The sequence below is a fragment of the Rhizobium herbae genome (assembly GCF_017873135.1).
Classification (GTDB): domain Bacteria; phylum Pseudomonadota; class Alphaproteobacteria; order Rhizobiales; family Rhizobiaceae; genus Pararhizobium; species Pararhizobium herbae.
Window position 1 is genome coordinate 34,101 of the sequence record NZ_JAGGJV010000016.1, and the last position, 25,965, is coordinate 60,065.

Consider the following 25,965-nt stretch of genomic DNA (forward strand, 5'->3'; position numbering starts at 1 on the left):
CCTGGCTCCTGCCCAGCGTGCCACCAACGTCCCCCCGCTTCAGCGCATCGTTCCAAAACACGCGCCTTTTGAAAAAACCTTGCCACTGGCCGCGGCATGGGTCGATGCTTGGCCTTCGGCTGGCCGGCACACGATGTCCCGCCGTGCCCGGCGCACTTGGACGTACATCCTACCCCAAAAGGACGGGTCGCCTTCACCTCTTGCAGAAGTGGCTGCTTTTTAGAGGACAGAATATGCTGGTTTCCTAATTGGCAGATTGAGGCAGTTTGATTTGCTGTAGCTCGCTGAAGACCGGCCGAATTGAAAAGGGAGAATACCATGTTGTTAAACAACGAACGGCACGTGCAGCTCAATCGTGCGCGGCGTCACTTCCTCGGTCTGGCTGCGGAAACGGGTGCGAAAGTTGCCGCGGTGGGCGCTCTGGCAGCAACGACGATCTTTCCTGCCTCGATAGCCCAAGCCATGGGGAAACCATGGTGGAAAAAGGAAGGCGGTCCCGAAGGAGATCCCATGTGCTTTCTCCGCGGTACCTCTATCATGACCCCCACCGGCGAGATTTGCATCGAGAACCTTCAAATCGGTGATCTCGTTGAAACGGCGCGGGGCAAGCCCATGGCTGTCAAATGGATCGGTCGCCATCTTTACAAGCGAAGCGGCCCATCCTGGAATGGCAGCGTGATCCCGATCCGCATTGCGCGACACGCCATAGATGAGCGGACGCCGCACAGGGATCTTTACGTCTCTCCCGGCCATGCTCTGCTCATCGATGGCGTCCTCATCAGAGCGAAGGATCTCGTCAATGGTATTTCCATTGCACCCGTCCTTCCGGCCCATCAGGAGATGATCGAGTATTTCCACATTGTACTCGACACCCATGAAGTGATCTTGGCCGAGGGTGCTGCTGCCGAGACCTTCCTTGTCACCGACAACAACCACGAAGGTTTCTCGAACTTCGTTGAATTCGCACGCCTCTATCCTGTCGACCAGCGTCCTGTCATGACGCCCTTCGCGCCCATCGTCAGCATTGACTCAGGCCGCGAGCAGTTGAAGGCCCTGCTGCCGGCTGGAGTCCGCCGCATCCTGCAGGTGCGTCAACCGGCACGCGAGACGCGCCGGAAAATTGCCACACGCGCCGAGCAACTGGTCAGCTGAGGTCCGACAACGGTGCTTGATTGTGCCCGATGCGCATCAGATGGCGATAGCGGGCTTCACGATCCCGGCACCTGATGTCTGGATGCACAAATTGCGTCTCCAACGCCAGCAATCGCCGTTGGGGACGGCTGCCCTCCGCGTTCGGAGAGATAGGCGAAACGTTCCAGCGATTCATGACAACAACGCTCCGCCCCACAAGGGCGGCGGTCAAGTGCGCGCTGAAATCACCGAGGGATTTTAACAGTGAGGACGCCCGGCCCAGCCACGGTGTTCGGACGTCCGAACACCGGCTCCGACCAAATCGGCAGGCACACAATGAACTGCGAACGACGCGGCGGCCGCAACTGGTCTTTGTTATTGATTTTCGGATCGATAGCGATCGCCGTCTTGGCGAGTCTTTTTTGGTTGGCATCGGCTCTCCTGTCCCTGGTAAAGGCTGCCGAGCCGATCGCATTTAGTCTTTATTGCATGGAACATATCGATGAGTGCCCCACTAAAGGGCCTCGATCCGTGCGCTATTCCGCGACGCTGATGCAGCTCGTGAGCAAGGTTCAAACTCAGGTCAACAGCGAAATAACCCCCAGGCGGGAAACGGTCGATGTATGGTCGGCCGATGTCTCCAGCGGGGACTGCGACGACTACGTCATGACAAAACGTCGTAGGCTTATTCGGGCCGGTATTCCTGCGACAGCAATGCGAGTAGCAGTTAGCCGCCGCTTCGGCGAGGGTCACGTCGTCCTCATCGTCAATACCGACAAGGGGGAGATCGTTCTCGATAACTTGCGTCGTGCCGCCCATCTTCGTTGATCGCTCCACGGCGTCTTGGCAGCGGCTCGGCGGCAATCCGATGGTCGATGTCGCCAAGCCCCCGAGGCGGAATGTGGCACTTCAATGCCGTCGATCCGGTCAACCGTCTCTGGCCGAAGCTCCCATGAACCGTTGCACTTCAAACTGTTCGGCCATTGGACTCGCGTCATTGAGACGCCAGGTCCGTCCATATGGATCGAATGCCCCATACCGTTGCGCATTGGATCGATTGGGGTGCCCGGTCACCAGGAGAGCTAAGCTGAAAGATGTATGTCGCACTGGTTAGGGGCAGGCCTGCTACGCCTTGCTCCCGAGTTTTGCAACGCCGGGACAATTGCTATTCTGCTCTTTCGAGCAATCCTCATTCGGTGGACAGATCCTCAAAATGAACTCGGTTCCGTCACTTCTCCGCAAGGCGCGCAATTTCGGCGACAAGATGCTCTGGGGCGGGCGCGTGGTGGGCGCGAGAGCGGCCGCGAGAGGCGCAATGAGAATAGGCTATTTATACGTGCGCCGACCGAGCAGAAGCGAAATTCGATTGCGGTCCGGGCAGATTCTCGAATTCGCCTTCCCGAGCCAGGTTCCCCGCGCACTCCTGGCATTCGGGGATTTCATCGATCCGGAATTCGCATTGCTCCGCAAGATCTATCACCCCGGGTGGATCGTTGCAGACGTTGGCGCTGCGATTGGACAGTTTGCTATATTTGCCGCGACGTTGCCGGCTGCCAAGGTCCACGCCTTCGAGCCGAGTTCTGCAAATGTCGCCGCTCTGTCGAGAAACATCCTCCGAAACGGCGTAAGCGACAGGGTAGAGGTCCATAGGCTCGCTTTCTCAAACGCTGAGTCCGAAGCGTATTTCGAGACCACGGCAAGCACGTGGTTGAGCGGGATCAGTGAAACCGGGACCGAGCTTGTATCGGTTCGCAAATTGACCGATGACTTTCAGAGACGGGGATTGGATCACGTCTCAATCCTCAAGATTAATGTCGCGGGATTCGAGCCTCAGGTCATCGAGGGAGCCGACGTTTTTCTGGCCAAAGGCGGCGCCGACATATTGATATTGTTACTCGGGCTGGCATCACTGCCGTGGTATGCGAAGCTTGCCACTTACGGTTATCGATTCTTCTATTTCCATCCAATTGAGAATGTACTCTACGAGGTCACGGCCTTCGACGCGGACTCGGTGCTTGCCCACCGCCCCTGGCCTGCCCGCAATATCATTGCCATTCACCAGGCGGCCGTGGAACCGATCCTCGGCACGAGATTTCCTGTTCGCGGGATTTAGCGCGTTTTTTCCGGAGAGACCCGCCCGGATCTGTGTTCCCATAACGGTCGCGTTGAGCCGATGGGCAGAGCGTTTTGCGTCCGACTGCTACGGCCAGTTGCTCGATCTCATTTCGGTAACGGATCGAGATGTCGCGTCGCGGGAGGGAACCTTGCGGCGTAGGCCGACAAGCTCTTCATCGACCGGTGCCATTCCGACAATGCTAGAGCGGGAAGCCAAAGGCGGCCGATGGTCGCCTTTGGCTGGAAGCCGCATCGAGCGGCCTTTTCGTGTTACAGTAGGAAATATCCCTTCGAAAGCGAGATCGCATCATCCAGATGAATGGCGAAATCGACCTTCTTGTCACCGTTGGTGTCGCCGTAGACATAGGTGTCGGAGGTGTCCTTGATATAGCGCAGTTCCCCGGCCTTGCCGGTGAAGACTCCGGTGCCCAGGTACGTGAATGCCTGATTGCCGGAGGCCGTCGTATTGGCGTCGATGGCCGACAAATCGATCCGGTCGCCGCCGGTGCCCGAGAAATCGAAGATCGAGTCACGACCAGCCAAGGCGACGGTGGTCTGTGACGCCGCCTTGAAGACGAAGGTGTCTGCGCCCGCGCCGCCCGTCAGATCGTCAGCGCCGCTGCCGCCATAAAGCGTGTCATTGCCGCTACCGCCGTTCAGGAGATCGTTGCCTGAGCTGCCGCTAAGAAGATTGGCAGCGCTATTGCCGTAGAGTTTGTCGGCGTGGGTCGAACCTGTCAGCCGCTCGATCGAAACATAGGCATCGCCCTTGGCATCGCCGGTGTTGACGGAAGCGTCGGCGAGACTTGCGGTCACTCCAGCGGAGGCGCTCGCATAGGCGGCAGTGTCCGTTCCTGCCCCACCGTCGAGTTTGTCGGCGCCGGCCCCTCCGTTCAGGACATTGTTGCTGGAGCTCCCTGTCAGGGTATCGGCTGAACTGGAGCCGAGCAGATTTTCGATGCTGGTCAGCTTGTCGCCTGCCGCATGCCCCCCAGATACAACCCCCGTCTGAAGATTGATCTTGACGGCCGTCGATCCTGCATAGCTTGCCGTATCCGTTCCGGCGCCCCCCTCGAGGACATCCGCACCGGCACCGCCCTTGAGCAGATCATCGCCGGCGAGCCCCTTATAGGTCTCGCTGGCGGTATTGGCCATTCCGGAAACGGGCAACACGTCATCGCCCGCGGTGCCCGTATAGACAGTCGGCATCGTCGGGAGCGTGTCGAGATCGGTATTCCCGTAGACGACCGGCTTATTGTCAAAGAAGGCGAAATCACCGTAAGCGCCATCGCCGATCTGGTTGTTGATGATCTTGATCGTCGAATCGTCCACCGGGCCGCCGCCGAAACGGCCGTCGAGATAGACGGTGTAACCACCGCCGGCCAGACGGTTGTTTTCGACCGTGATGTTCGACAGACCGCCAAAGTAGTTGTCGAGCATCACCGCCGAGGTCTGGCTCTGATCGACGATAACGGTGTTGTGGAAGATGTGGATGTCGTGACCGGCATTGACCTCGATACCGTCATAGTGAGCTTCGCTGCTGCCGCGGAAATCATGAATGTAGTTGTCGCCGATTTCCGACGGACCGCTGACATTGATACCGTTTTCGACGTCGTGGATATCGTTGCGCAGGAAGGTCCCATGGCCGTAGATGCCGTTACCACCCGCGCCGCCGTCAATTTCACTGTCCTGCAGCGTGAAACCGGTCGCGCCGTCCATGACTTTGATGGCTGTCCATGCTCCATTGGACGACACCTTGACGTTGCTCATCGTGACGTTCTTGGCATCGATGATGACATCGCCCGTGATGTCCATGTTGCTGATGACGGCGTTGTCCTGCGTGATGTGCAGCGTGCCGTTATACTTGGTCAGGGCTACCCCGGCCTTGAGGCCTGTGTTGGTTGCATCGGGAAAGCCTGCCGCTTCGGCGCTCACCGCGCTGGCGGCCACGGCATCGGCCGCTACGGCTGTGCTCAGCGTGCTGGTGGCATTGGCGGATTTCGCAGCCGCCTGAAAACCTTCGGTGCCTTCCGCGCTCAGAGCCGTTTTGGCAAGAGTCGTTCCGGATGCGCTCTGCTCGTTGCCCGCCTGGGAGATGCCGGCACGCGCAGCGTCGATAGTTGCGCTGTCGTCAGTCGATATCGATGAAGTGGAGGCGAGCTTGACGAGCCTGTCGTCGGACACGCGGTCCTCGTGGCGGACGTCGCGTGCGCCAAACCCTTCCATGATATGAAAATCGTGATCGGCGGTGTCGAAGGAACTATTCAGCGTACCTTTGGTTGGAACCGTTGCCTCATGAGACTCGTTTGCTTTGTCCTGGTCGATGATGCCAAGAGGATTGACCTCCAGGTAATCGTTCGCCAGAAAACCACTTTCGGTTGCATTCAGTAATGTTCGTGCCACTGTACTATTGCCTTTCTCCTCAGCCTTGAACCCCGTTTCAAGAATGTCCTACTACCAAATCTGGCTACCTCTTTTAGATGAGCCAGACCTACAATAGGGAGCAGTAATGCAACTTCCGACATGGTGCAATGCAGCAAGAACAGTGAATTATATTTGGGCACGCCGCCCCATTTCGGTCTTACTGTTGCCACAAAATACTTAATCGCTTGCTTCATTCTGAAATATTTGACGAATTTTCAGCGATTCAATGGAAACTAAATTTTCGTAAAATTTTTAAACTCCCGCACAAAATTGCAACCTGAAGTTCCACTAGGACCCTGAAAAGATTTACAAAAATTTTTGAAGGAGTGTTCAATTCGCCGCGAAATCAGAAAAAGAGCAGCACGTGCATCTTTTTTTCTTAAAATTTATTCTGCGCAACCGTAAGGCCTTGAGAATACTTGGTTCAACCGTTTTTCAGGGATATTGGGCGGGGAATCGTCAGCAGGACGCGGCACTTCTCCACCCGTGTGATTCGCAAACAGGAGCGCACAACGGGTTTGAGATGACGATCGGTAGATGGGGGAATGGTTTATTGGTGGCGGTGCCAAAGGCCGAGCGCGGCGCCAAGCGCTGAGCGACGGCCTGATCCGATGGCCAGCCGCATCGCCTCTCCGACAATGATGCCCGATCGGAACAGGGCAGATGCCAAAGCACCGTGGTGCCGGCGGTGATATTCGATGCGATTGGCAGTCATGAGTGCGGTAAGAAAGTCGCTGCTGTGATAATCGCCGCCAATATGGACCGCCTGGGATTTGGGAGCGTACAGCACCTCAAGACCGGCGGCGCGAACGCGCTGGAGATAGTCGACCTCTTCGCTGTAGAGAAAGAAGCTTTCATCCCAATCACCGATCATCTGGCGCGCTTCGGCAGAAATCAGCAATATCGCACCGGTGGCCCATTCGATCGGCCCCCCGTCCTTATAGAGCGCCGGATTGTGGACGATTTCGCCGAGCCCCATGCGCGCAGCCAGCGTGCCGCCCAGTAGCGCCTCCGTCCACGCGGTCATTATCGATGGCTCCCGGCGGATCGACTTGGAAACGGCGCCATTCTCGCCCCGGACCTGCGGCACCACCACCCCGACCGAAGAACTGCTCAGGCCAGCATAAAGGTTGCGGATTGAGCCGGGCAGCAGGCGAATGTCAGGATTGAGAACAAGCACATCGGCAGAGGGGGCGATCGTTGCGGTCGCCGCATTGATACCGGCAGAATAGCCACCGTTGCGGCCCGTTCGAATAACCCTCGCTCCTATGGGATGGGCCAGCGCCAGATCGACGGAGTGATCGTGCGAGTCGTTGTCGACGACAATGACTTCATAGTGTTCGATTCCCTCGAGACCCGCACGCAGAGAATCGAGCAAGCCCGATAAAACGGAAGCGCTGTTGTAGGCGACGGTCACAATCGCAAGTCTTCGCGCCCCTGACGGTCGGACCGCAGTGGCGTTGTCGTTCAAAGGCTCTCTTCGCCGATTTGAAGCTTGTTTTATCGATGTGTCCATTTCGCGCTCTCTATCCGGCCACACCCGTGAACGGGACTTCGGCAATCCTTGTCGCAAAAGCGCCCGCGCCGAAAGACTGCAGAGAGAGGTAGACCGCGCCCAGTTCGGATCGACCGCTAATCCGGAAAGCTGAGTGAAGTGCAATTCAAGTAATCCAATCGGCGCATGCCGCTACCATTGCCGACATGCCGGATGTCGATTCTGTAAGTCTTTGAGTGCGCTGGAATATCTGTGGGGATTTTCTAGCATGTCGGCAGAAATCGACGACCTTAATTCTGCACCTCTCAAGGACGCGTTTGCCCCAACCCTTGGTCAACCGCCATTTCCCTTGAAACGGCAACGTATCAGGAGCTTTCATGCCGATTGATTTTCAGCATTCATTGTCATCACGAACGCAAAATACACCATCGGGCAGCAGCGAACATCGGAGACATCCTCCTGAGCAAGGCCGCACGGGCACGTTCGACAGGCTGGAGACCATTGAATCGATTTCGCGCGCGACACGAACTCAGGCCGATCGCTTCCTGGACATTGCAAAGCGAGGCTTGCCGCGCATGCACCAAAGCTGCGCATTCGGTCATACGCTGCGTGCGGTCAAAGAGAATTCGCATTGGACGGAACGGCTCGAAGGAGACAGCCTTCGTTATGCGTCGATCGTCGCTCTCGGCTTATCCTATGTCGACAAGGCAACGCAGCAACGGATACTGAGCGGCGACACGGCCTTTGATCTGGCGCATACATGCGCCGCCCGTGCAGCGACATCCGCAGACATGGGCGCGATCGCGCTTGCCGCCTGGGCTGCCGCGGAGGCGGGACGCTTTCATGCCGTTCCGCTCTTTCGCCAGCTTGCTCAGCTGCTCGCTTCGGATGCGCCTATCGCCACGGTTCACTGCGCGTGGGCGCTCAGCGCCGGTCTGGCAGCGCAACAATTCGGCGACACAGGGGATGTGGTCTCTCTGGCGACGAAACGGCTGATGTCGGGACTGTCTTCATCAGGCCTGTTTCCGCATATGCTGCCGGCATCGGCGAGCGGGCGCTTGCGCGCGCATATCGGATGCTTTGCCGACCAGGTTTACCCGATACAGGCGCTGTCCCGTCTTCACGCTGCTCAGCCCAACGCCATGGCCCTGTCGGCAGCCGAAGCCTGTGCCGAACGCATTTGCGCATTGCAGGGACCGTCCGGCCAATGGTGGTGGCACTACGATACGCGCAACGGGGGTGTGGTCGAGGGCTACCCGGTCTACAGCGTTCATCAGCATGCGATGGCTCCGATGGCGTTGCTCGACCTTCGGGAAGCCGGCGGCCGCGACCATTCACAAGCGATCATCAAAGGCATGCGGTGGCTCGACGAACATCCCGAGACCTCGGCGCCGCTCGTCGCCTCAGAAAAAGGTGTGATCTGGCGCAAGGTGGCGCGCCGCGAACCCCGCAAGGCTGTGAGAGCAATATCGGCTGTGACGACAGCACTGATGCCGGGGCTGCATATCCCGGGACTTGATATGCTCTTTCCACCGATCCGGGTGGACTACGAATGTCGGCCCTATGAACTCGGATGGCTCATTTACGCATGGTGTTCTGGAGGAGTGGTCGCAAGGCTGACCTCCAGCCCGGTGGGGGACATGCCCGCATCCTTTAAGGAGATTTGATATGCAAAGGCAACGTCAGCTTCTATTCGGCATGTATATGGATGCCATGTGCATGGATGATGTCATCGAGCGGTGCCGCACGGCCCTCGCCACGCGCCGACCAATCCTTTTGGGCGTGCTCAATGCCGCAAAGGTTGTCGAGCTTCACAGGGATGCACTCCTGCGCGAATCGTTAATGGAATGCGATCTTTTGCTGGCGGATGGTCAGTCCATCGTTTGGGCGAGCAAGTTGCTCGGTCGGCCCTTGCCGGAGCGCGTGGCAGGCATCGATATATTCACGCGTCTTCTTTTTCTCGCGCATCGCGATGACCGGTCTATTGCTCTGCTGGGCGCCAAACCCGATGTTTTGGCGGAAATGCAGCGCGTTATCGCCCAGCGCTTTCCCGGTCTGAGGATCGCCTATAGCCATCACGGATACTATGAGGCCGCAGAAGCAGGTCAGATCGCGGCCGACATTCGAGAATCCGGCGCCGATATGCTCTTTCTTGGAATGACCTCGCCCAAAAAGGAAATATTTCTGGGATCTTATGGTTCGTCCCTTGACGTTCCCGTGCTGCATGGCGTCGGCGGCTCCTTCGACATCATGGCCGGTCTCACGAAGCGTGCACCAATCGCCTGGCAGAGAGCTGGAATGGAATGGGCCTACAGACTGCTGCAGGAGCCCAGACGGCTCTGGTGGCGCTATCTGAAGACCAACACCAGCTTCCTCCAACTCACCATCCGCGAAATGCTTCATCCCGCGCGTGCCTTCAGGGTTGGTGCAAACAGAAATGTGGCGCCCACCAGAGTCCGGATCCCGGGCACGCAACTTCGGAGCATTGCCGATGACTGAAGTTTTCAAGGGCAGACTGGCCATACTGGGCATGGGATATATCGGTTTGCCCACAGCTGTGGCAATCGCGACGCGCGGAATCGACGTGATAGGCGTTGATATCAATCCGGCCACCGTCGCAGCCTTGTCGCGCGGCGAGGTGCCGTTCGTCGAGCCCGATCTTGCCGTGGGGGTCAGCGGTGCCGTTGCCATGGGGCGACTGACGGCGACGACCGAGACTCCGGCGGCAGACGCCTTCATCATCGCCGTTCCGACACCCTTCAATGAAGATCGAACGGCGGATTTGTCCTATGTGAAAGCGGCTGCCGAGCAGATTGCTCCAATGCTGAAGTCCGGGAACATTGTGGTTCTCGAGTCAACCTCCCCTCCCGGCACAACGCAAAAGGTGGGAGACTGGATCGGAGCTCTGAGACCGGATCTGAGGATGCCACGGGACGGCGAAACCGGCGCGGATATATTCGTTGCCCACTGCCCTGAGCGCGTTCTTCCCGGCCGCATCATGATCGAGATGATTACCAACGACCGCGTTGTCGGCGGCTTGACGCCGAGATGCGCGGAAAAGGCGGCGTCCATTTATCGCTTGTTCGCTCAGGGCGAAATTCTGCTGACCGATGCGGCAAGCGCCGAAATGGCGAAGCTCGTTGAAAATGCCTATCGCGATGTCAACATTGCCTTCGCCAATGAGATTTCCTTGATCAGTGAATCTCTTCACATCGACGTCTGGGAAGTGATCCGCCTTGCCAACCGGCATCCACGTGTCAACATCCTCAGTCCGGGGCCGGGGGTCGGCGGGCATTGCATTCCGGTAGACCCCTGGTTCATCGTTTCCGCAGCGCCGCGGCTCTCGCGTTTGATCCGTACAGCGCGTGAGGTCAACGATCATCGGCCGCATCACGTTGCAGAGCAGGTTGTCGAGAAGGCAAAAAGGTTCCGCACTCCGACGGTCGCCTGCCTCGGATTGACCTTCAAGGCCAATGTCGATGACGTGCGAGAAAGCCCCGCGATAGAAGTTGTCGGGCTCATCGCCAAAGCGCTGCCGGATGTCGAAATTCTTGTGGCGGACCCCTATGTCAGCGTGATGCCAGCACTGCTGGCCAAATATGGCAATCTCCACCTTGAGGGCGCATATCAGGCAGTGGAGCGCGCCGACATCGTGGTTCTTCTCGTCGAGCACGAACCATTCAAAGCGATGAGGCACACGCGCCTCGGAGGCAAAGTTATCTACGACACGCGCGGCGCCTGGCATTAAAGTCAACGGCGCGTGGCGAGATATCGCTTTCTGCGGATATGACTGGCCGGCCCATGCCGGACCGGTTCACGCGATGGGAACCGGGCAGCATGAATTTCGGGCGGGCAGCGGACTTCGATATCGTGGTGATCGGCGGTGGTATTGTCGGACTGTCGACAGCCATGCAACTATCGCAGCGTTTTCCGGGTCTCGCCATCGCAGTTCTGGAAAAGGAGCCGATGCTTGCCAGCCACCAGACTGGGCGCAACAGCGGCGTCATCCATGCCGGCGTCTATTATGAACCCGGTAGCCTGAAGGCAAAGTTCTGCCGCGACGGCAGCACCGCGACGATGCAGTTCTGCAAAGAGCACGGCATCCGCTTCGAACGGCGTGGAAAAATGCTTGTCGCCACCAGTTCGGAAGAGCTGCCGCGCATGGAAAAGCTCCACGAGCGTGCCGTCGCCAACGGGCTTGAGGTTCACCGGATCAGCAAGGATGAATTGACTGAACGCGAACCGCATATTGCAGGTCTCGCGGCTCTCTTCATTCCAGCCTCGGGAATCGTCGACTATGGCGAGATAACGCGGTGCATGGGCGCGCTCCTTATCGAAGCCGGCGGCACGATCATGACCGATGCTGAAGCTTCCCACATCAACGAACAGGCCGATGGTGTCGAGATCACCCTCGACACCGGTATGCTGCTCAGCGCCCGGCATGTCGTCGCTTGCGCCGGCGTCAACGCAGACAGACTTGCACGGATGTGCGGCCTTGCAAAGGATATTGCCATCATCCCGTTCCGCGGCGAATATTTTCGCCTTGGCGCCGACAAGGACCGCATCGTTGAACATCTCATCTATCCCATTCCGGAACCGTCGCTGCCATTCCTCGGTGTGCATCTGACGCCGATGGTCGGCGGGTTCGTAACGGTCGGGCCCAATGCCGTGCTCGCATTTTCCCGCAATGGATATAGCTTCGGTGACCTCGACCCCAAGGATCTCTGGGAGATGGTTCGCTTTCCCGGATTTCGCCGCGTCGTGGCAGACAACATACGCTATGGACTGAGCGAAATGGCCAATTCGCTCAGTCGCCGCCGCTACCTCGCCTTGTGCCGACGCTATTGCCCGGAGTTGGAATTGTCGGACCTGCATTCACATCCGGCAGGCATCCGCGCCCAGGCGGTCAGCCGCGATGGTCGCCTCCTCCATGATTTCCTGATCGAACGCACGGCACGCACGATCCATGTGCTCAACGCACCGTCACCTGCGGCCACCTCGGCGCTGCCGATCGGCAGATATATCGCGGATATCGCCGATGCGCATTTCGGCCGTTTGCAATCGCTGAACTGAGCGATGGAGCCAGCCTCGTCGACGCTGCGGGGATGTGGAGTACCCCTCTACCACCACCGAAGTGATATCTGGATCGATCGATGTTTTGGAATACCCTTGTCGCCAATCGCCATCCATCTGGAACCGCATCGCTGACGCCAGATTGCAATTGTGGGAGGAGACTGCCATCAACGCCTTCAGTGATGACTACCTGAATTCCGCGCTTGCCGAGGATCACCGTGCGTTCGGATACCAGGGCAACATCGGTGATCCAAACACGCACAGATCCCGCCCGCGCTGGCGGGTCATTGCGTCCTTGCTGGCGATTGCCGCAGTTGGCTACGCCTGCTTCACCTGGTAAAGCCCCGCAGCAAATCCTCTCTCAACTGAAATAACCGATTTGAGACCGGGCTCGCCGGTCGGCATAGGGCAGTGCTGTATTGCCTGCAAACTCCGGCGACTGGGGCCAAAGTTTGGAAGCGGAGTTCAACAGCCATGAGTGAAAAAGACGCCTCTCTTCAATTACGCGAAGAAAGGCGTCCAGGGACTTTGGCTCCACTTCATCCCGGGCGGGATGAGGCTTGAGCATATCGCGTCCGGCGACGATGGATATTGCGACAAATGGAGTAAGGGGCTTGGTTCTTTAGGTAGGGTGATTAACTTCACGCCACCCATGAAAAACAGCCTTTTCGTCTTCCGGTCATAATGGGCAAGAGCGCATTCGTAGCGAAGCAGCCCATGACGTTTTGCCGTTCCAGATTTAACATGATCTAGAGCGCTTCATCTTCAAACGCTCTGGCTGACGGGCTTATTCAACCTTGACGATTTAGCTTCGAGCCGCCGAGCTCGGCACAACGTGACCTCAGGCTTGGCGGCGCGCTATTTTCGCCCAGGCTATGAGCTCCGTCCGCACCGACCAATCTCGACCTTCTTTGTGAGTCGACCGGCCTAATCACATAGGAGGATGGGGCCACCGCGAAGCATACCACCGATTGGTGTGGTTCGCTGAGGTGAGAAAATTGGCAAGATGCAAGTCTGGGGACTTCGTCAATCAGTCTCAAACGGGGCGGTGCCGCATGCTAAGAATTCATATCAAGAGCGATCAATATTTGAGCGTGTCCGGTGGAGCGAGCAGCGTGTACAGCCCGCTGGCTGCGTGGACCTCGGTGTCATCAAAGGCGGTCACTGCGCCGTCCCACCATGTCGTAACGGTCGCATACCGTCCGTCGACGGATTTGTCGCCGAGTACGAGTAATGGCGCGGCAATTTCCGGGGATGCTTTGCCCGGCCTTACGAAGGCCGGCTCCTCGCTCGACGAGCGATCGTCGCCCCTCGATCTCGCCCCCTCGGAAAAGACCGACACGGTCGACGGCAAGGATGCTTCGCTGGTACTTTCGGCAAACACATCCTCCATCGAAAGCGGCACCCTGCCGCTTTCGCCGAATGGCCGTGTGATGAGTTTTCAATCCGATTCCCTATCCTCCCTGTCATCGGGCTTTGCAGCCCCGCCGGTCGTCGCCAGAACCATTTCTGAAGCGCCCGATATCACGGCAACGGACGCAGCTCCGGCTAACGCGGTTCCCAACAAGATCGCCCTTGAAAATATGAAGCAGGGCAATCCGCGCAGCGAATGGGGCATTGACGGCGACGGCGACGGTAATATCCAGGGTTTCGCCACGCAAATCAGCTCGAACATAGGGCAGACGGTAGACTTCAAGATAGCGACGGATTCGACGCATTACCGTCTGGACATCTACCGGATGGGTTATTACGGCGGTGATGGCGCCCGCAAGGTCGCGACGATCGACAAGTCGCTCACCACCGCGCAGATTCAGCCTCACCCCATCGTCGACATGTCCCTCGGGCTGATCGATGCCGGCAACTGGTCGGTCTCGGCCAGCTGGACAATTCCGCAGGACGCCGTTTCGGGCGTCTACTTCGCAAAGCTGGTCCGCGAGGACGGTACCGACGGGCAGAGCATCGTTCCCTTCATCGTTCGCGATGACGGCTCCACCAGCGACATCGTGTTCCAGACGTCCGACACGACTTGGCAGGCCTATAACGCCTGGGGCGGCGCCAGCCTTTATGTCGGCGAGGTCCCAGTCGATCCCAATGACCTGATCGGCTGGCTACCGCCAAATTGCAGTTGCGCCGTCAACGCGATCGGTCGTGCCTCGGCGATCAGCTACAATCGCCCCATCGTCACCAACACCAGCTCCTACGGCGGCACGCACGATTACGTCTTCGGCGTCGAGCATTCCGCGATCCAGTGGCTGGAGCAGAACGGCTACGACGTCTCCTATATCTCCGGCGTCGACGCCACCCGAAACGGCAGCCAATTGCTCAATCACCAGGCCTTTCTTTCCGTCGGGCATGATGAGTACTGGTCGGCCGAGCAGCGAACCAATGTCGAGGCGGCGCGTGACGCGGGGGTCAACCTCGCTTTCTGGAGTGGCAACGAATGTTACTGGAAGGTGCGCTGGGAAAACAGCATCGACGGCAGTGGCACGCCGTATCGCACCATGGTCTGCTATAAGGAAACGTGGGGCACAAGCACCGATCCGAGCAATATCGGCACGGGCACCTGGCGCGACCCGCGCTATGCGGATCCCGGGCAAAAGCCGGAAAATGCGCTGACGGGCACCATGTTCACGGTCGATAGCTACCGCGAAGACTCGATTTCGATCCCTTACGACTTTTCCAATCTTCGCTTCTGGCGCAACACGGATGTCGCGAACATCCTGCCGGGCCAAAGCTTCGAGCTTGTCAAAAACCTTCTCGGCTATGAATGGGATTCCGACGTCGAGAACGGTTTCAGGCCGGCCGGACTCGTCAATCTTTCACTGTCGAACGTCTCGGTGGATACTTATCTCCGCGACTACGGCACTACCATCGGAAGCGCCGATGCAACCCACAGCCTGACCATGTACCGGGCCGAGAGCGGGGCACTGGTCTTCGGAGCCGGCACGGTATTCTGGTCGTGGGGGCTGAACGCGCAGCATGATGGCGCAGCAACCCCGACCGACCGCAATGTCCAGCAGGCGATGATCAATATGTTCGCCGACATGGGCATTCAACCCACGACGATCGACGCCAGCCTGATCCTTGCGACGCAATCGCCCGACCACGTCAAGCCGACATCGACGATTACGTCTCCATCGTTCGGCGCAAGCTTCATTGAGGGCCAACATGTCACCGTCACCGGCACGGCACAGGATTCCGGCGGCGGCATCATCGCCGGCATCGAAGTCTCCACTGACGGCGGCCAGTCCTGGTTCAAGGCGACCGGTCGGGAAAACTGGAGCTATAACTGGGTCGTGCAGGCAAGCGGAAACTATACGATCATGTCGCGCGCGGTCGATGACAGCGTCAACCTGGAGACACCTTCGACCGGAAAACAGGTGACAATCAACCTGCCATCGACATCCAGCCTCTGGACGATGGTCACCAAACCGGCCGAGGAAACCACGATCGACCGGGATGGCGTGGAACTGGGCGTCCGCTTCCAGGCGAGCACCGCCGGCTCGGTGCAAGGAATTCGCTTCTACAAGGGTTTCTACAATATCGGCGAACACAAGGTCAGCCTGTGGAGGGCCGACGGGACGCTTCTTGCGACCGGTATATCGACAGGAGAGTCGATTTCGGGGTGGCAGACGGTGACGTTCTCCAGTGCGATCCAGATCACGGCTGGGACGACCTATGTCGCCTCCTACCACACCAATGGCTATTATTCATCCACCGATGGATATTTCAATTCCGCCTACACCAAAGGCCCGCTGAACGTTGCTCAGGGCGGCGGCGTTTATGCCTATGGTAATGCCGGGACCTTCCCCGGCAACAGTTTCAACGGCGCCAACTACTGGGTGGACGTCGTATTCAACCCCTCCACGGTGAATGGCGTGCCTGTCGCCGTCAACGACAACGGCTACGCAACGGTGCAGAATACGGCCTTGAATATCGCCGCTGCCACCCTTCTTGCCAATGACACGGATCCTAACGGCGACGCGCTCGCGGTCACAGGAGCCAGTGGCGCGGTAAACGGTTCGGTTTCTTTCAACAACCAGACCAACACAATTACCTTCACCCCTACGGCCGGCTATACCGGCACCGCGAGCTTCACCTATTCCATCTCCGACGGAAGGGGCGGCACGGCTTCGGCCACCGTCAACCTGACGGTCACGCCACCGTCGACGGCAACGAGCCTGTTCAGCCTGTCGGATACGCCGGCAGCCACTTCCAACGACCCGAACGCCGTTGAACTCGGCATGAAGTTCGTCGCTTCAGCCGGCGGCACGATCACCGGCATGCGCTACTACAAGGGTGCCCAGGATACCGGCACCCACACGGGTTCCATCTGGAGCAGCACCGGCACCCGGCTTGCCACTGCCACCTTCGCCAGCGAAAGCGCCAGTGGCTGGCAAACGGTGATCTTCTCCCAGCCGCTCACCATCGCAGCCGGCACGACCTACGTGGCCAGCTACCATTCCAACGGCAATTATGTGGTAACCGCGAATTATTTCGCCAGCAGCCGCACCAATGGCGGGCTCACCGCGCCATCCAGCAGCACCAGCGGCGGCAACGGCGTCTACGCCTACGGAACGAACAGCCTGTTCCCGGCATCCAGCTACAATGCGTCGAACTACTGGGTCGATGTTCTCTACGAGCGGTCAACGCAGAATGCCGCGCCGGTCGCGGTTGCCGATCCCGGCTATTCCGCAACCCTCAATACGCCACTTACCATCCAGGCCTCCGCGCTGCTCGCCAATGACACGGATCCGGATGGCGATACGCTCACGATCACGGGCGTGAGCGGCGGGGTCAACGGTTTGGCCTCCTTCAACAGCCAGACCAATACGGTCACGTTTACCCCGACAACGGGCTATACCGGAGCAGCGAGCTTTACCTATTCCATCTCCGACGGAAGGGGCGGCACGGCTTCGGCCACCGTCAACCTGACGGTCACGCCACCATCGACGGCAACGAGCCTGTTCAGCCTGTCGGATACGCCGGCCGTCACATCCGTGAACGACCCGAACGCCGTTGAACTCGGCATGAAGTTCGTCGCCTCCGCCGGCGGCACGATCACCGGCATGCGCTACTACAAGGGCGCCCAGGATACCGGGACCCATACTGGCTCCATCTGGAGCAGCACCGGCACCCGGCTTGCCACCGCGACCTTCACCAACGAAAGCACCAGCGGCTGGCAAACTGTGACCTTCTCCCAGCCGCTCACCATCGCAGCCGGCACGACCTACGTGGCCAGCTATCATTCCAACGGCAACTACGCGGTAACCGCGAATTATTTCGCCAGCAGCCGCACCAATGGCGGGCTCACTGCCCCGTCCAGCAGCACCAGCGGCGGCAACGGCGTCTACGCCTACGGGGCGAACAGCCTGTTTCCATCGTCAACCTACAATGCGTCGAACTACTGGGTCGATGTACTCTACCAGCAATCGACCCAGAACACCGTGCCGGTCGCCGTTGCCGACCCGGGCTATTCCGCAATCCTCAATACGCCACTTACCATCCAGGCCTCCGCACTGCTTGCCAATGACAGCGATCCGGATGGCGATACGCTCACGATCACGGGTGTGAGCGGCGGGGTCAACGGTTCGGCGTCCTTCAACAGCCAGACCAACACGGTCACGTTCACTCCGACAACGGGCTATACCGGAGCGGCGAGCTTTACCTATTCCATCTCCGACGGAAGGGGCGGCACGGCTTCGGCACAGGTTTCCCTCACCGTTGCATCGCCAGCAGCCACACAGAACGTCTTTAGTGCTGGCAGCACGCCGACGATCATCTCGGTCAACGATAACAATCCGGTCAACCTCGGCATGAAGTTCCAGGCGGACGCAGCAGGCTGGATCTCCGGAATCCGTTTCTACAAGGGCGCCGGCAACACCGGTTCGCATACCGGATATCTCTGGTCATCGACCGGCACGCTGCTCGCAAGCGCGACCTTCGGTGGCGAGAGCGCCAGCGGCTGGCAATCGGTCAATCTCGCCCAGGACGTCGCGATCCAGGCGAACACCACCTACGTCGTCTCCTACAGCACCAATGGAAACTATTCGGCGACAAGCAACTTCTTCAATTCCGAACTGACGAACGGCAACCTGCACGCGCTTTCGTCGGCGCTCAGCGGCGGCAACGGCGTCTACGCATACGGATCGAGCGGGCTGTTTCCGACGAACACCTACAACAGCACGAACTACTATGTGGACGTGGCGTTCAGACAACTGGCAGCGTGAAAATGGGACATGAGGGGCGCGGATGACAAGCGATACACGGCTCCCTGTAACGGTGCTGGCAGGGTTTCTCGGCGCAGGCAAGACAACGATACTGAACCATGTCCTGTGCAATCGCGATGGCCTTCGTGTCGCTGTCCTTGTCAATGACATGAGCGAGATCAACATCGATGCGGATCTCGTGCGCGATGGCGGCGCCGATCTGTCCCGCACGACTGAAACCCTGGTCGAGCTTAGCAACGGATGCATATGCTGCACGTTGCGTGACGATCTGCTTGGCGAAGTCCGCCGGCTCGCGGCGGAGAAACGGTTCGATTACCTGTTGATAGAAGCGACCGGCATTGCCGAACCATTGCCGATTGCCGCGACATTTTCTTTCCGGGATGAAGCGGGTGCCGCGCTCTGCGATATCGCCAGGCTCGACACGATGGTCTCGGTTGTCGATGCGGCCAATCTGCTTTCAGACTATTCCAGCAGCGACCTGCTGCGCGACCGTGGCGAGACACGCGACGATGACGACAAGCGCACGCTGGTCGATCTTCTGGTCGAGCAGATCGAATTCGCCGACGTCGTCGTCATCAACAAGATATCCGAAGTGACGATCGAAACACGGGAAACGCTGCGCCGCATCGTCGCCGCGCTCAATCCCGATGCGCGCGTCATCGAAACGAACTTCGGCCAGCTGCCGCTCTCCGACATTCTCGATACCGGCCTTTTCAGCGAGGCGAAATCGGCCAAGCATCCGCTCTGGTACAAGGAACTGTACGGGTGGGGAGACCACGTGCCCGAAACCGGGGAATACGGCATATCGAGCTTTGTCTATCGGGCGCGCCGCCCTTTCGACCCCTCCAAACTCGAGGATTTCCTTGCGAGGGAATGGCCCGGCCTCATCCGCGCGAAAGGTCATTTCTGGCTGGCCACCCGGCCAGACTGGATCGGGCTGCTTTCGATTGCCGGCGTGCAGCGCCGCACCGAAGCAAAAGGCCTGTGGTGGGTTACGGTTCCACGGGCACATTGGCCACGTCACCCGCAATTCCTTTCACTGCTTGATCGCAATTGGAGCGCCGTCTGGGGTGACCGCAGGCAGGAACTGGTCTTCATCGGTGCAGGCCTTGCCGAAGATGCCATCCGCGAAGCGCTCGACGCCTGTCTCATCGGGCACGAAAGCGGCTTCGATCCGCGGATTGCCCGCGATCTGTACGATCCATTCCCGCCCTGGGAGCACGTGCACGCCGCATGACCAACCTCGATCATCAACCATGGAGAAGACAATGACCAATGAACTCTATGCCGACGGCATCGGCGAAATTACCGTCACCGGAACGATCGTCCGGATCGACCTCATGTCTCTCTCCGCCACCGAGCGCGACGCGAGCAACAATCCGAGACCGGTGTTTCGCCAGCGGATCATCATGCCGGTGGACGCATTCGCCAATGCCGTGGACCTGATGCAAAAGGCGCTCGGCGGCCTGGTCGAAGCAGGTGCTGTGCGCCGCATTGGCGATATCCAGCCAATTCAGGCCGCGGATGCGGCGCCGCAGGCTCAGGTATCGGCGAACGTATCGCCGAATTTCAACTGAGTGAAAGGGCTGCAATGTCTCAGGTGGGGCGATGAGCGCATTTCCGCATACAAACCTGCAATGCCTGACTCTGGTGGGCCGCCATCATGGTGTCGATCTGTCACCCGAGAGGCTGCTGCACGACTATGCCATCGGCGATGAACCGGTCCCCACCCGGCAACTCCTCCGCATGGCAAAGGACGCCGGGCTGCGTGCCCGGAGCCTGAACCTCACGTGGCGGTCGCTGTTTCAGATGGGCGAGGCCTACCCGGTGCTTGCCGAGCTTGAAAACGGCAACTGGGTCGTTATCGCCGGCGCCACGGGCAGCGGCGAGGACGAGATAATCCGGATTCTCGACCCGCTGGCACAGCGCCCGGAATTCATCCTTCTGAACGAAGAGCAATTTTCCAGATGTTGGCGCGGGTCGGTGGTGCTGATAAAGCGCAGCTATCGTCTTGCCGACGATGATCAACCGTTCGGCTTTCGCTGGTTCGTACCGGAAATCGTGCGCCAGCGCGGCCTCCTTCGCGACGTCGCGCTGGCCGCCTTCGTTCTCTACGGGCTTGGACTTGCCACGCCGATCTTTTTCCAGCTCGTGATCGACAAGGTCCTGGTTCACCAGAGTTACGCGACGCTCGCAGTTCTGACCATCGGCATCGGCATCGCGCTCATCTTCGACGCTGCCTTCACCTTCCTGCGACGCTATCTCCTGCTATACGCGACCAACAAGATCGATATCAGGGTGGCGACGCGCACCTTCGGGCACCTGCTCAATCTGCCGATCGCGCTGTTCGAGCAGGCCTCCGCCGGCGTTCTCGTGAAACACATGCAGCAAACGGGGCGCATTCGCGAATTTCTGACGGGCCGGCTCTTCCTCACCCTTCTGGATGCCCTGTCGCTTCTGGTCTTCATCCCGATCCTGGTTCTCTACAGCGTCAAGCTCACTTGCGTGGTGCTGGGCTTTGCCGCGCTCGTCGGCCTCGTCGTCATGGTGCTGGTCGGCCCCTTCCAGAGGCGGCTCCACGCTCTCTATCAGGCGGAAGGCGAGCGGCAGGCTCTGCTGGTCGAAACCGTCCATGGAATGCGTACCGTCAAGTCGCTCGCTCTCGAACCCCGTCAGCGCCAGGTCTGGGACGATCGCTCCGCCCAGGCGATTTCCGTGCGATTCCGCGTCGATAAGATCTCCACCGTCGCACAGGCACTGACCGGGCTTCTGGAGAAACTGATGAGCGTTGCCATCATCGGCCTCGGCGCGCTTGACGTGTTCAGCGGCTCCATGACGATCGGCGCGCTTGTTGCGTTCAACATGCTGGCTGGAAGGGTCTCCGGGCCGCTCGTCCAGATCGTCACCATGGTGCATGAATATCAGGAAGTGGCGCTTTCCGTTCGCATGCTCGGCGAGATCATGAACCAGCGCCCTGAGCAGTTCGGGCGCGGACGAGGCATCAGGCCACAGCTGAAGGGGCGCATCGAATTCGACAAAGTCACGTTCCGCTACGGGCCTGACGGCGCGCCGGCGCTTGATGACGTCTCCTTCACGGTTCCCGCAGGATCCGTCTTCGGCATCGTCGGCAAAAGCGGATCGGGCAAAACCACCGTGACCCGGCTGATCCAGGGGCTCTATCAGAACCAACAGGGGCTTGTGCGGATCGACGGGTATGACAGCCGAGAAATCGACCTCGCCCATCTTCGGACGAGCATCGGCGTCGTGCTGCAGGACAACTTCCTGTTCCGGGGCTCGGTTCGCGAGAATATTGCAGCAGCAAAGCCCGATGCCAGCATCGAGGAGGTTATCGAGGCCGCGCGTATTGCCGGCGCCGAAGAATTCATCGAGCGGCTGCCACGCGGTTTTGAATCCATGCTGGAGGAGAATGCCTCCAACCTTTCCGGCGGCCAGAAGCAGCGTCTCGCCATCGCCCGCGCGCTGATCACCGATCCGAAACTGCTCATTCTCGACGAGGCCACCAGCGCGCTCGACCCCGACAGCGAGGCCATCCTGCGGCAGAATTTGAGCAAGATCGCCGCGGGGCGCACAGTCATTATCGTTTCCCACCGCCTGTCCACGCTGGTCGATGCCGATGTGATCCTCGTGGTGGACCGCGGCAAGATCGCCGATATCGGCCGTCACGATCAGCTCGTCTCGCGCTGCATTACGTATCGCCACCTGTGGTCGCAGCAAACAAGGCAATCCGCATGAACGCCCGCCCGGAAATAGTTCACGAGAATCTGCCTGTTCCGATCGCAAAGGCCGGGACCGCGCTTGTCGTCAAACGCGTTCTACCGCCCGTCATCGCCGAATTCCAGTCCGACGCGGTGGAGTTGGAAGAACGCGTGCCTCCGAAGATCGCCCGGTTGACGCTCTATGGCGTGACGGCGCTCATCGGTATCGCGATTTTCTGGGCCTCGGTCTCCAAGATCGACGAGGTCGTCATTGCACCGGGCAAGCTGATCACAACCCAGCCGACCATTGTCGTTCAACCGCTCGAAACCTCGATTGTCCGCACGATCGATGTTGCCGTCGGCCAGGAGGTTCGTGCAGGGCAGACGCTTGCGACGCTCGATGCCACATTCAGCCAGTCGGATGTCGATCAGCAGCACACGAAATTTGTGGCGCTGGACGCGCAGGTGAAGCGGATTGAGGCGGAGCTCGCCGGCGCCGACTACGCAAAGCTGGCCGGCAATTCCTCGGACGAGTTGCTGCAGGTGCGGCTCTTTGGACAGCGTCGCGCCTTCTACCTGGCCCAGCTTCAGAATTTCGGGCAGCAGATCGCGGGTCAGGCCGCGGCGATCACGGCCGGCAAGGATCAGGAAGCGGTGCTGACCAGTCGGCGCGAAAACCTGATCCTGATCGAAAACGCCCGCGAGACCCTCTACAAGAACGATACCGGTTCGCTGGTCGCTTTCCTCGGTTCGCGCGATGCGCGCCTGGATGTCGATTCGGACCTCTCGGCGCTGCATGGCAAGGCGGCGGAAGCAAAACATTCTCTCGCCAAGCTGACCGCCGACCGGCAGGCTTTCATCGAGGACTTCCGGCGCGCATCGATGGAGCAACTCGTCGAACTGCGCAATCAGCGCGACACGGCTGGCGAAGAGCTGAAGAAGATGCAATTGCGCCGCAACATGGTCACGCTGACCGCGCCTGCCGATGCTGTCGTTCTGGATCTCGCCCAGCGTTCCATCGGCTCGGTGGTGCGCGAGGCGGAGCCTGTGGTCACGCTGGTGCCCCTCAATGTCCCGCTGGAAGCGGAGGTCTCGATCGGCTCAAGCGATATCGGTCGCCTCGCGGTTGGCAAGGAAGCGCGGATCAAGTTCGATGCCTACCCGTTCCAGAAATTCGGTACCGCCTCCGGCACGCTCAGAACCATCAGTCGCGACGCTTTCACTCCCACTCAGGAGGGTATGGCGGCTGGCCAGCCTGCGGTTCCGTTCTTCAAGGCGCGCATCTTGATCGCCGATACTCGGCTTGGCGCCTCCAAAGAGCCCATACGGCTGCTTCCAGGGATGACGGTTTCCGCGGAAATCAAGGTCGGGCGTCGGACGGTGATTTCCTACTTCCTTTATCCCCTGCTGCGCGGCCTGGACGTCGCCATCCGCGAACCGTGAGATCTGCACCAATCTATCGCCCTTCCTGACCTGCCTGGGCGATCGAAGCCTCCGGTCGATGGCGTGAATGCGATCCCCCGTGAGCACGACAATTTCTGCTAAAAATTACCCTCTCGGCCATGATTTCGGTCGGGAAGATCGGTAATTCATCGCCTCTTCGCCGGTGACACGGCCCGTGGCGTCGATACCTTCGTGCTCGCACGTGTACGCGCGGCGGGCCGGTCGAGTGCCCTTTTCCTTGAGGGCAGCGGGTTTGCGACATTGTCAAGCAGCCAACTGCCGCTGCCGAGAAGGAACAGGAAAAGCACATAGGTCGCGTTCCAGAAATGGACTGTCCATCCGACAAGAAAATACCCGGTCATCATGATCAGGTAAGCGGTCCGATAGCGCAGGCGGAACTCGTCGGTTTCCTTCCGGAACGCGATGGACATATACATGGTCAGGAAACCGCCGATCATGAAAAGTCCGGCCGGTATACCGAAGAGTACCGCGTGATACAGCCAGAACATGTCGATGCTGGGAGGCATCCACGACGGCCGGTCCCACCTGCCGAAACCAACACCGAACAGAGGATGGTTGAGAGCGGAGCCGGACCCGAATTTCCAGATTAGAACGCGGTAATATGCAGATGCCGGTTCAAATGAAAAATAGGTGAGCAGAAATTCGAAAACCGACTGGTTGGATGCGAGGGAAATGAAAGTGTAGAGCGACAGGGCAACGGCCCACAGATATTGCCAGCGCCTGGCATCCCTGGCCAGAAGCCAATTCCAGAAAACAAGCGATACCTGGGCGAGAAGCGCCGTGAGCGGTCCTGATGACAACGACAGGAAAGCCGTCGTAAACACGACCGCGGAAGCAGACCACCGCTTGGCGGCGGATTTATCCCCGCCGAGCACCATGTGCACAAGCGCGAGGATGGCGCCGCAGGACACGCCGAAAAGGATTGGATGCTCAAAGACGCCCTGCACGCGCCGCAATCCCCATCGGGCCTCCTTGAAGGCTTCGACATGCGTGGGAAATACCTTTGAGAACAATGCCAGCGAAACATTGGTGTTCGTCACGGCCTCCAGCAGCGCAAAGGGAAGCATGATGGCGACGATCACGAACAGGAGCCGCGTCATGGCGTAAAACTGTTCGGGACCGCGAATGAAACATCGCCCGAAAAAATACGCCCCTGCGGTTTCCACGACGATTATGCCGCCGGATTGAAGACCGGTCTGTGCGCCGTGCACCACAAACAGACTGATGGTACACCACAGACAGTAAAGAAGGATCAGAATATCGGAGGCTCGTATCCTGCCGGCCTTTCCGGCAAGCCACAGGAACATGCAAGGCAGGAAACCGGCAAGCAGCACCAGGCGGTATGGAAGCAGCAGCAACGGTCCAATCGTCCACAGCCACGGAATGAACACGCAAATCAGGAAGGCGACGACAAGCCACGGAAGCGTTTTTTGCTGTCGGGTTGCAGGCAGGCCCCCTTCGATGAATACCGAACCTGAACGGCCAGACCCGTTGGTCATTGGACGGGAACGAGGCGAATTGACATGCAATCTGGCCGAAGCTCTCATGACCCGTTGCACTCCAACCCGTTTGATCATTGGACAGCGTCATCGAGACGGGCAACGGCCTTCCCCGAATGGCAAGGATCACTTCAGCAGCATATTCTCGCGCCCGTCCATATGATCGAATGGCTCATACTCTTGTGCATTGGATCGATTGGGGTGCACGGTCGCCAGGAGAGCTAAGCCGAAAGATGTATGTGGCACGGGTTGAAGGCTGGTTTTCTACGCCTTTGCCCTGGAATTTTGCCGCGTCCTGACAATCGCAATTCGCCGTCGCTCCAGCAATCCATTCTTGACGGATATGCCTCCAACATGAACTTGGGCCTCGCCTTGTCGCGCGGTGGCACCAACTGCTTCCGTCGACTTCCAGCAGTTCCCGCGGCATGCGGTTCGTCCGTGCGCCATGTCGCCGTCGGCGTGAGTCTTTCGGCTGAATGCGCATGACTTCGGAGGCATGGACGTGCCGCGAAGCTTTGGTCAAACTGGGTTGTCAGCACAATATGAGCATCATCGGGCCGAATGCCGCGGTATCGCACGCTCGGCCGGTCAACGGGCAAAACCTCGCACGCCCGCCGCAGCCCGCCCCCCCTTGAACGTTCTGATTGCGAAGATTGCCGCCGACTGATTTTTTCCGGATCGGAACGCAAAAAGCTCCTCGACGGTTATGTCGAGGAGCTTTCCTTGAAGCGACTTGCGTTGGCAAGTTTACACGTTTTTGATTTGGTTGCGGGGGCAGGATTTGAACCTGCGGCCTTCAGGTTATGAGCCTGACGAGC

15 protein-coding genes are annotated in these 25,965 nt (G+C 59.1%); 12 read left to right on the top strand and 3 right to left on the bottom strand.

Translation table 11 applies throughout. The annotated features are described in order from the left end of the window. Positions 1 to 318: 318 nt before the first annotated feature. The 3 genes from J2Z75_RS28810 to J2Z75_RS28820 all read left to right on the top strand — a co-directional run bounded on the left by J2Z75_RS28810 (position 319) and on the right by J2Z75_RS28820 (position 3,244). On the top strand, positions 319 to 1,152 hold the full coding sequence (locus J2Z75_RS28810; protein WP_234937645.1) for a Hint domain-containing protein: 834 nt from the start codon (positions 319 to 321) through the stop codon (positions 1,150 to 1,152). Positions 1,153 to 1,467: 315 nt separating this feature from the next. Continuing rightward, entirely contained in the window at positions 1,468 to 1,959 is a 492-nt protein-coding gene (locus tag J2Z75_RS28815; RefSeq protein WP_209857374.1) for a transglutaminase-like cysteine peptidase, read from the top strand. Positions 1,960 to 2,344: 385 nt separating this feature from the next. Beyond that, positions 2,345 to 3,244, top strand: coding sequence for an FkbM family methyltransferase (locus J2Z75_RS28820; RefSeq protein WP_209857375.1), 900 nt, complete (start codon positions 2,345 to 2,347; stop codon positions 3,242 to 3,244). 272 nt (positions 3,245 to 3,516) lie between these two features. Here the strand turns inward: J2Z75_RS28820 and J2Z75_RS29630 are convergent, their stop codons facing one another. Continuing rightward, a complete protein-coding gene (locus tag J2Z75_RS29630) occupies positions 3,517 to 5,649 on the bottom strand; it encodes a calcium-binding protein (protein ID WP_327791311.1) in 2,133 nt (710 codons plus the stop codon). Between the two features lie 571 nt (positions 5,650 to 6,220). Continuing rightward, on the bottom strand, positions 6,221 to 7,087 hold the full coding sequence (locus J2Z75_RS28830; protein ID WP_407692826.1) for a glycosyltransferase: 867 nt from the start codon (positions 7,085 to 7,087) through the stop codon (positions 6,221 to 6,223). 455 nt (positions 7,088 to 7,542) lie between these two features. On the opposite strand from J2Z75_RS28830, the gene J2Z75_RS28835 reads away from it, so the two are divergent. The 9 genes from J2Z75_RS28835 to J2Z75_RS28875 all read left to right on the top strand — a co-directional run bounded on the left by J2Z75_RS28835 (position 7,543) and on the right by J2Z75_RS28875 (position 23,627). Continuing rightward, entirely contained in the window at positions 7,543 to 8,832 is a 1,290-nt protein-coding gene (locus tag J2Z75_RS28835; protein WP_234937647.1) for a hypothetical protein, read from the top strand. A gap of 1 nt (position 8,833) precedes the next feature. Beyond that, a complete protein-coding gene (locus J2Z75_RS28840) occupies positions 8,834 to 9,664 on the top strand; it encodes a WecB/TagA/CpsF family glycosyltransferase (protein WP_209857377.1) in 831 nt (276 codons plus the stop codon). After that, positions 9,603 to 10,913 carry a UDP-N-acetyl-D-mannosamine dehydrogenase gene (gene wecC / locus J2Z75_RS28845; RefSeq protein ID WP_327791312.1) on the top strand — a complete coding sequence of 437 codons (1,311 nt, stop codon included), beginning with the start codon at positions 9,603 to 9,605 and terminating at the stop codon, positions 10,911 to 10,913. The genes J2Z75_RS28840 and wecC overlap by 62 nt, the downstream gene beginning before the upstream one ends. 89 nt (positions 10,914 to 11,002) lie before the next feature. Beyond that, the gene (gene lhgO / locus J2Z75_RS28850) at positions 11,003 to 12,238 is read left to right on the top strand and encodes an L-2-hydroxyglutarate oxidase (RefSeq protein WP_209857378.1); all 1,236 of its coding nucleotides are present in this window, start codon (positions 11,003 to 11,005) and stop codon (positions 12,236 to 12,238) included. Between the two features lie 1,055 nt (positions 12,239 to 13,293). Next, positions 13,294 to 18,468 carry a DUF4082 domain-containing protein gene (locus tag J2Z75_RS28855; RefSeq protein ID WP_209857379.1) on the top strand — a complete coding sequence of 1,725 codons (5,175 nt, stop codon included), beginning with the start codon at positions 13,294 to 13,296 and terminating at the stop codon, positions 18,466 to 18,468. 22 nt (positions 18,469 to 18,490) lie between these two features. After that, positions 18,491 to 19,705: a GTP-binding protein gene (locus J2Z75_RS28860; protein WP_209857381.1), complete on the top strand. Its 1,215-nt coding sequence runs from the start codon at positions 18,491 to 18,493 to the stop codon at positions 19,703 to 19,705. Between the two features lie 31 nt (positions 19,706 to 19,736). Next, positions 19,737 to 20,045 carry a hypothetical protein gene (locus J2Z75_RS28865; protein ID WP_209857383.1) on the top strand — a complete coding sequence of 103 codons (309 nt, stop codon included), beginning with the start codon at positions 19,737 to 19,739 and terminating at the stop codon, positions 20,043 to 20,045. A 31-nt stretch (positions 20,046 to 20,076) separates the two neighbouring features. Next, positions 20,077 to 22,221 (top strand): peptidase domain-containing ABC transporter, encoded by a 2,145-nt coding sequence (locus J2Z75_RS28870; protein WP_209857384.1) that lies wholly within the window; start codon positions 20,077 to 20,079, stop codon positions 22,219 to 22,221. Beyond that, complete coding sequence (locus tag J2Z75_RS28875; protein WP_209857385.1) at positions 22,218 to 23,627, top strand: HlyD family type I secretion periplasmic adaptor subunit; 1,410 nt, start codon at positions 22,218 to 22,220, stop codon at positions 23,625 to 23,627. The genes J2Z75_RS28870 and J2Z75_RS28875 overlap by 4 nt, the downstream gene beginning before the upstream one ends. A 146-nt stretch (positions 23,628 to 23,773) precedes the next feature. Here J2Z75_RS28875 and J2Z75_RS28880 read toward each other — a convergent pair whose 3' ends face one another. Then, a complete protein-coding gene (locus J2Z75_RS28880) occupies positions 23,774 to 25,006 on the bottom strand; it encodes an O-antigen ligase family protein (protein WP_234937648.1) in 1,233 nt (410 codons plus the stop codon). Positions 25,007 to 25,965 lie beyond the last annotated feature (959 nt).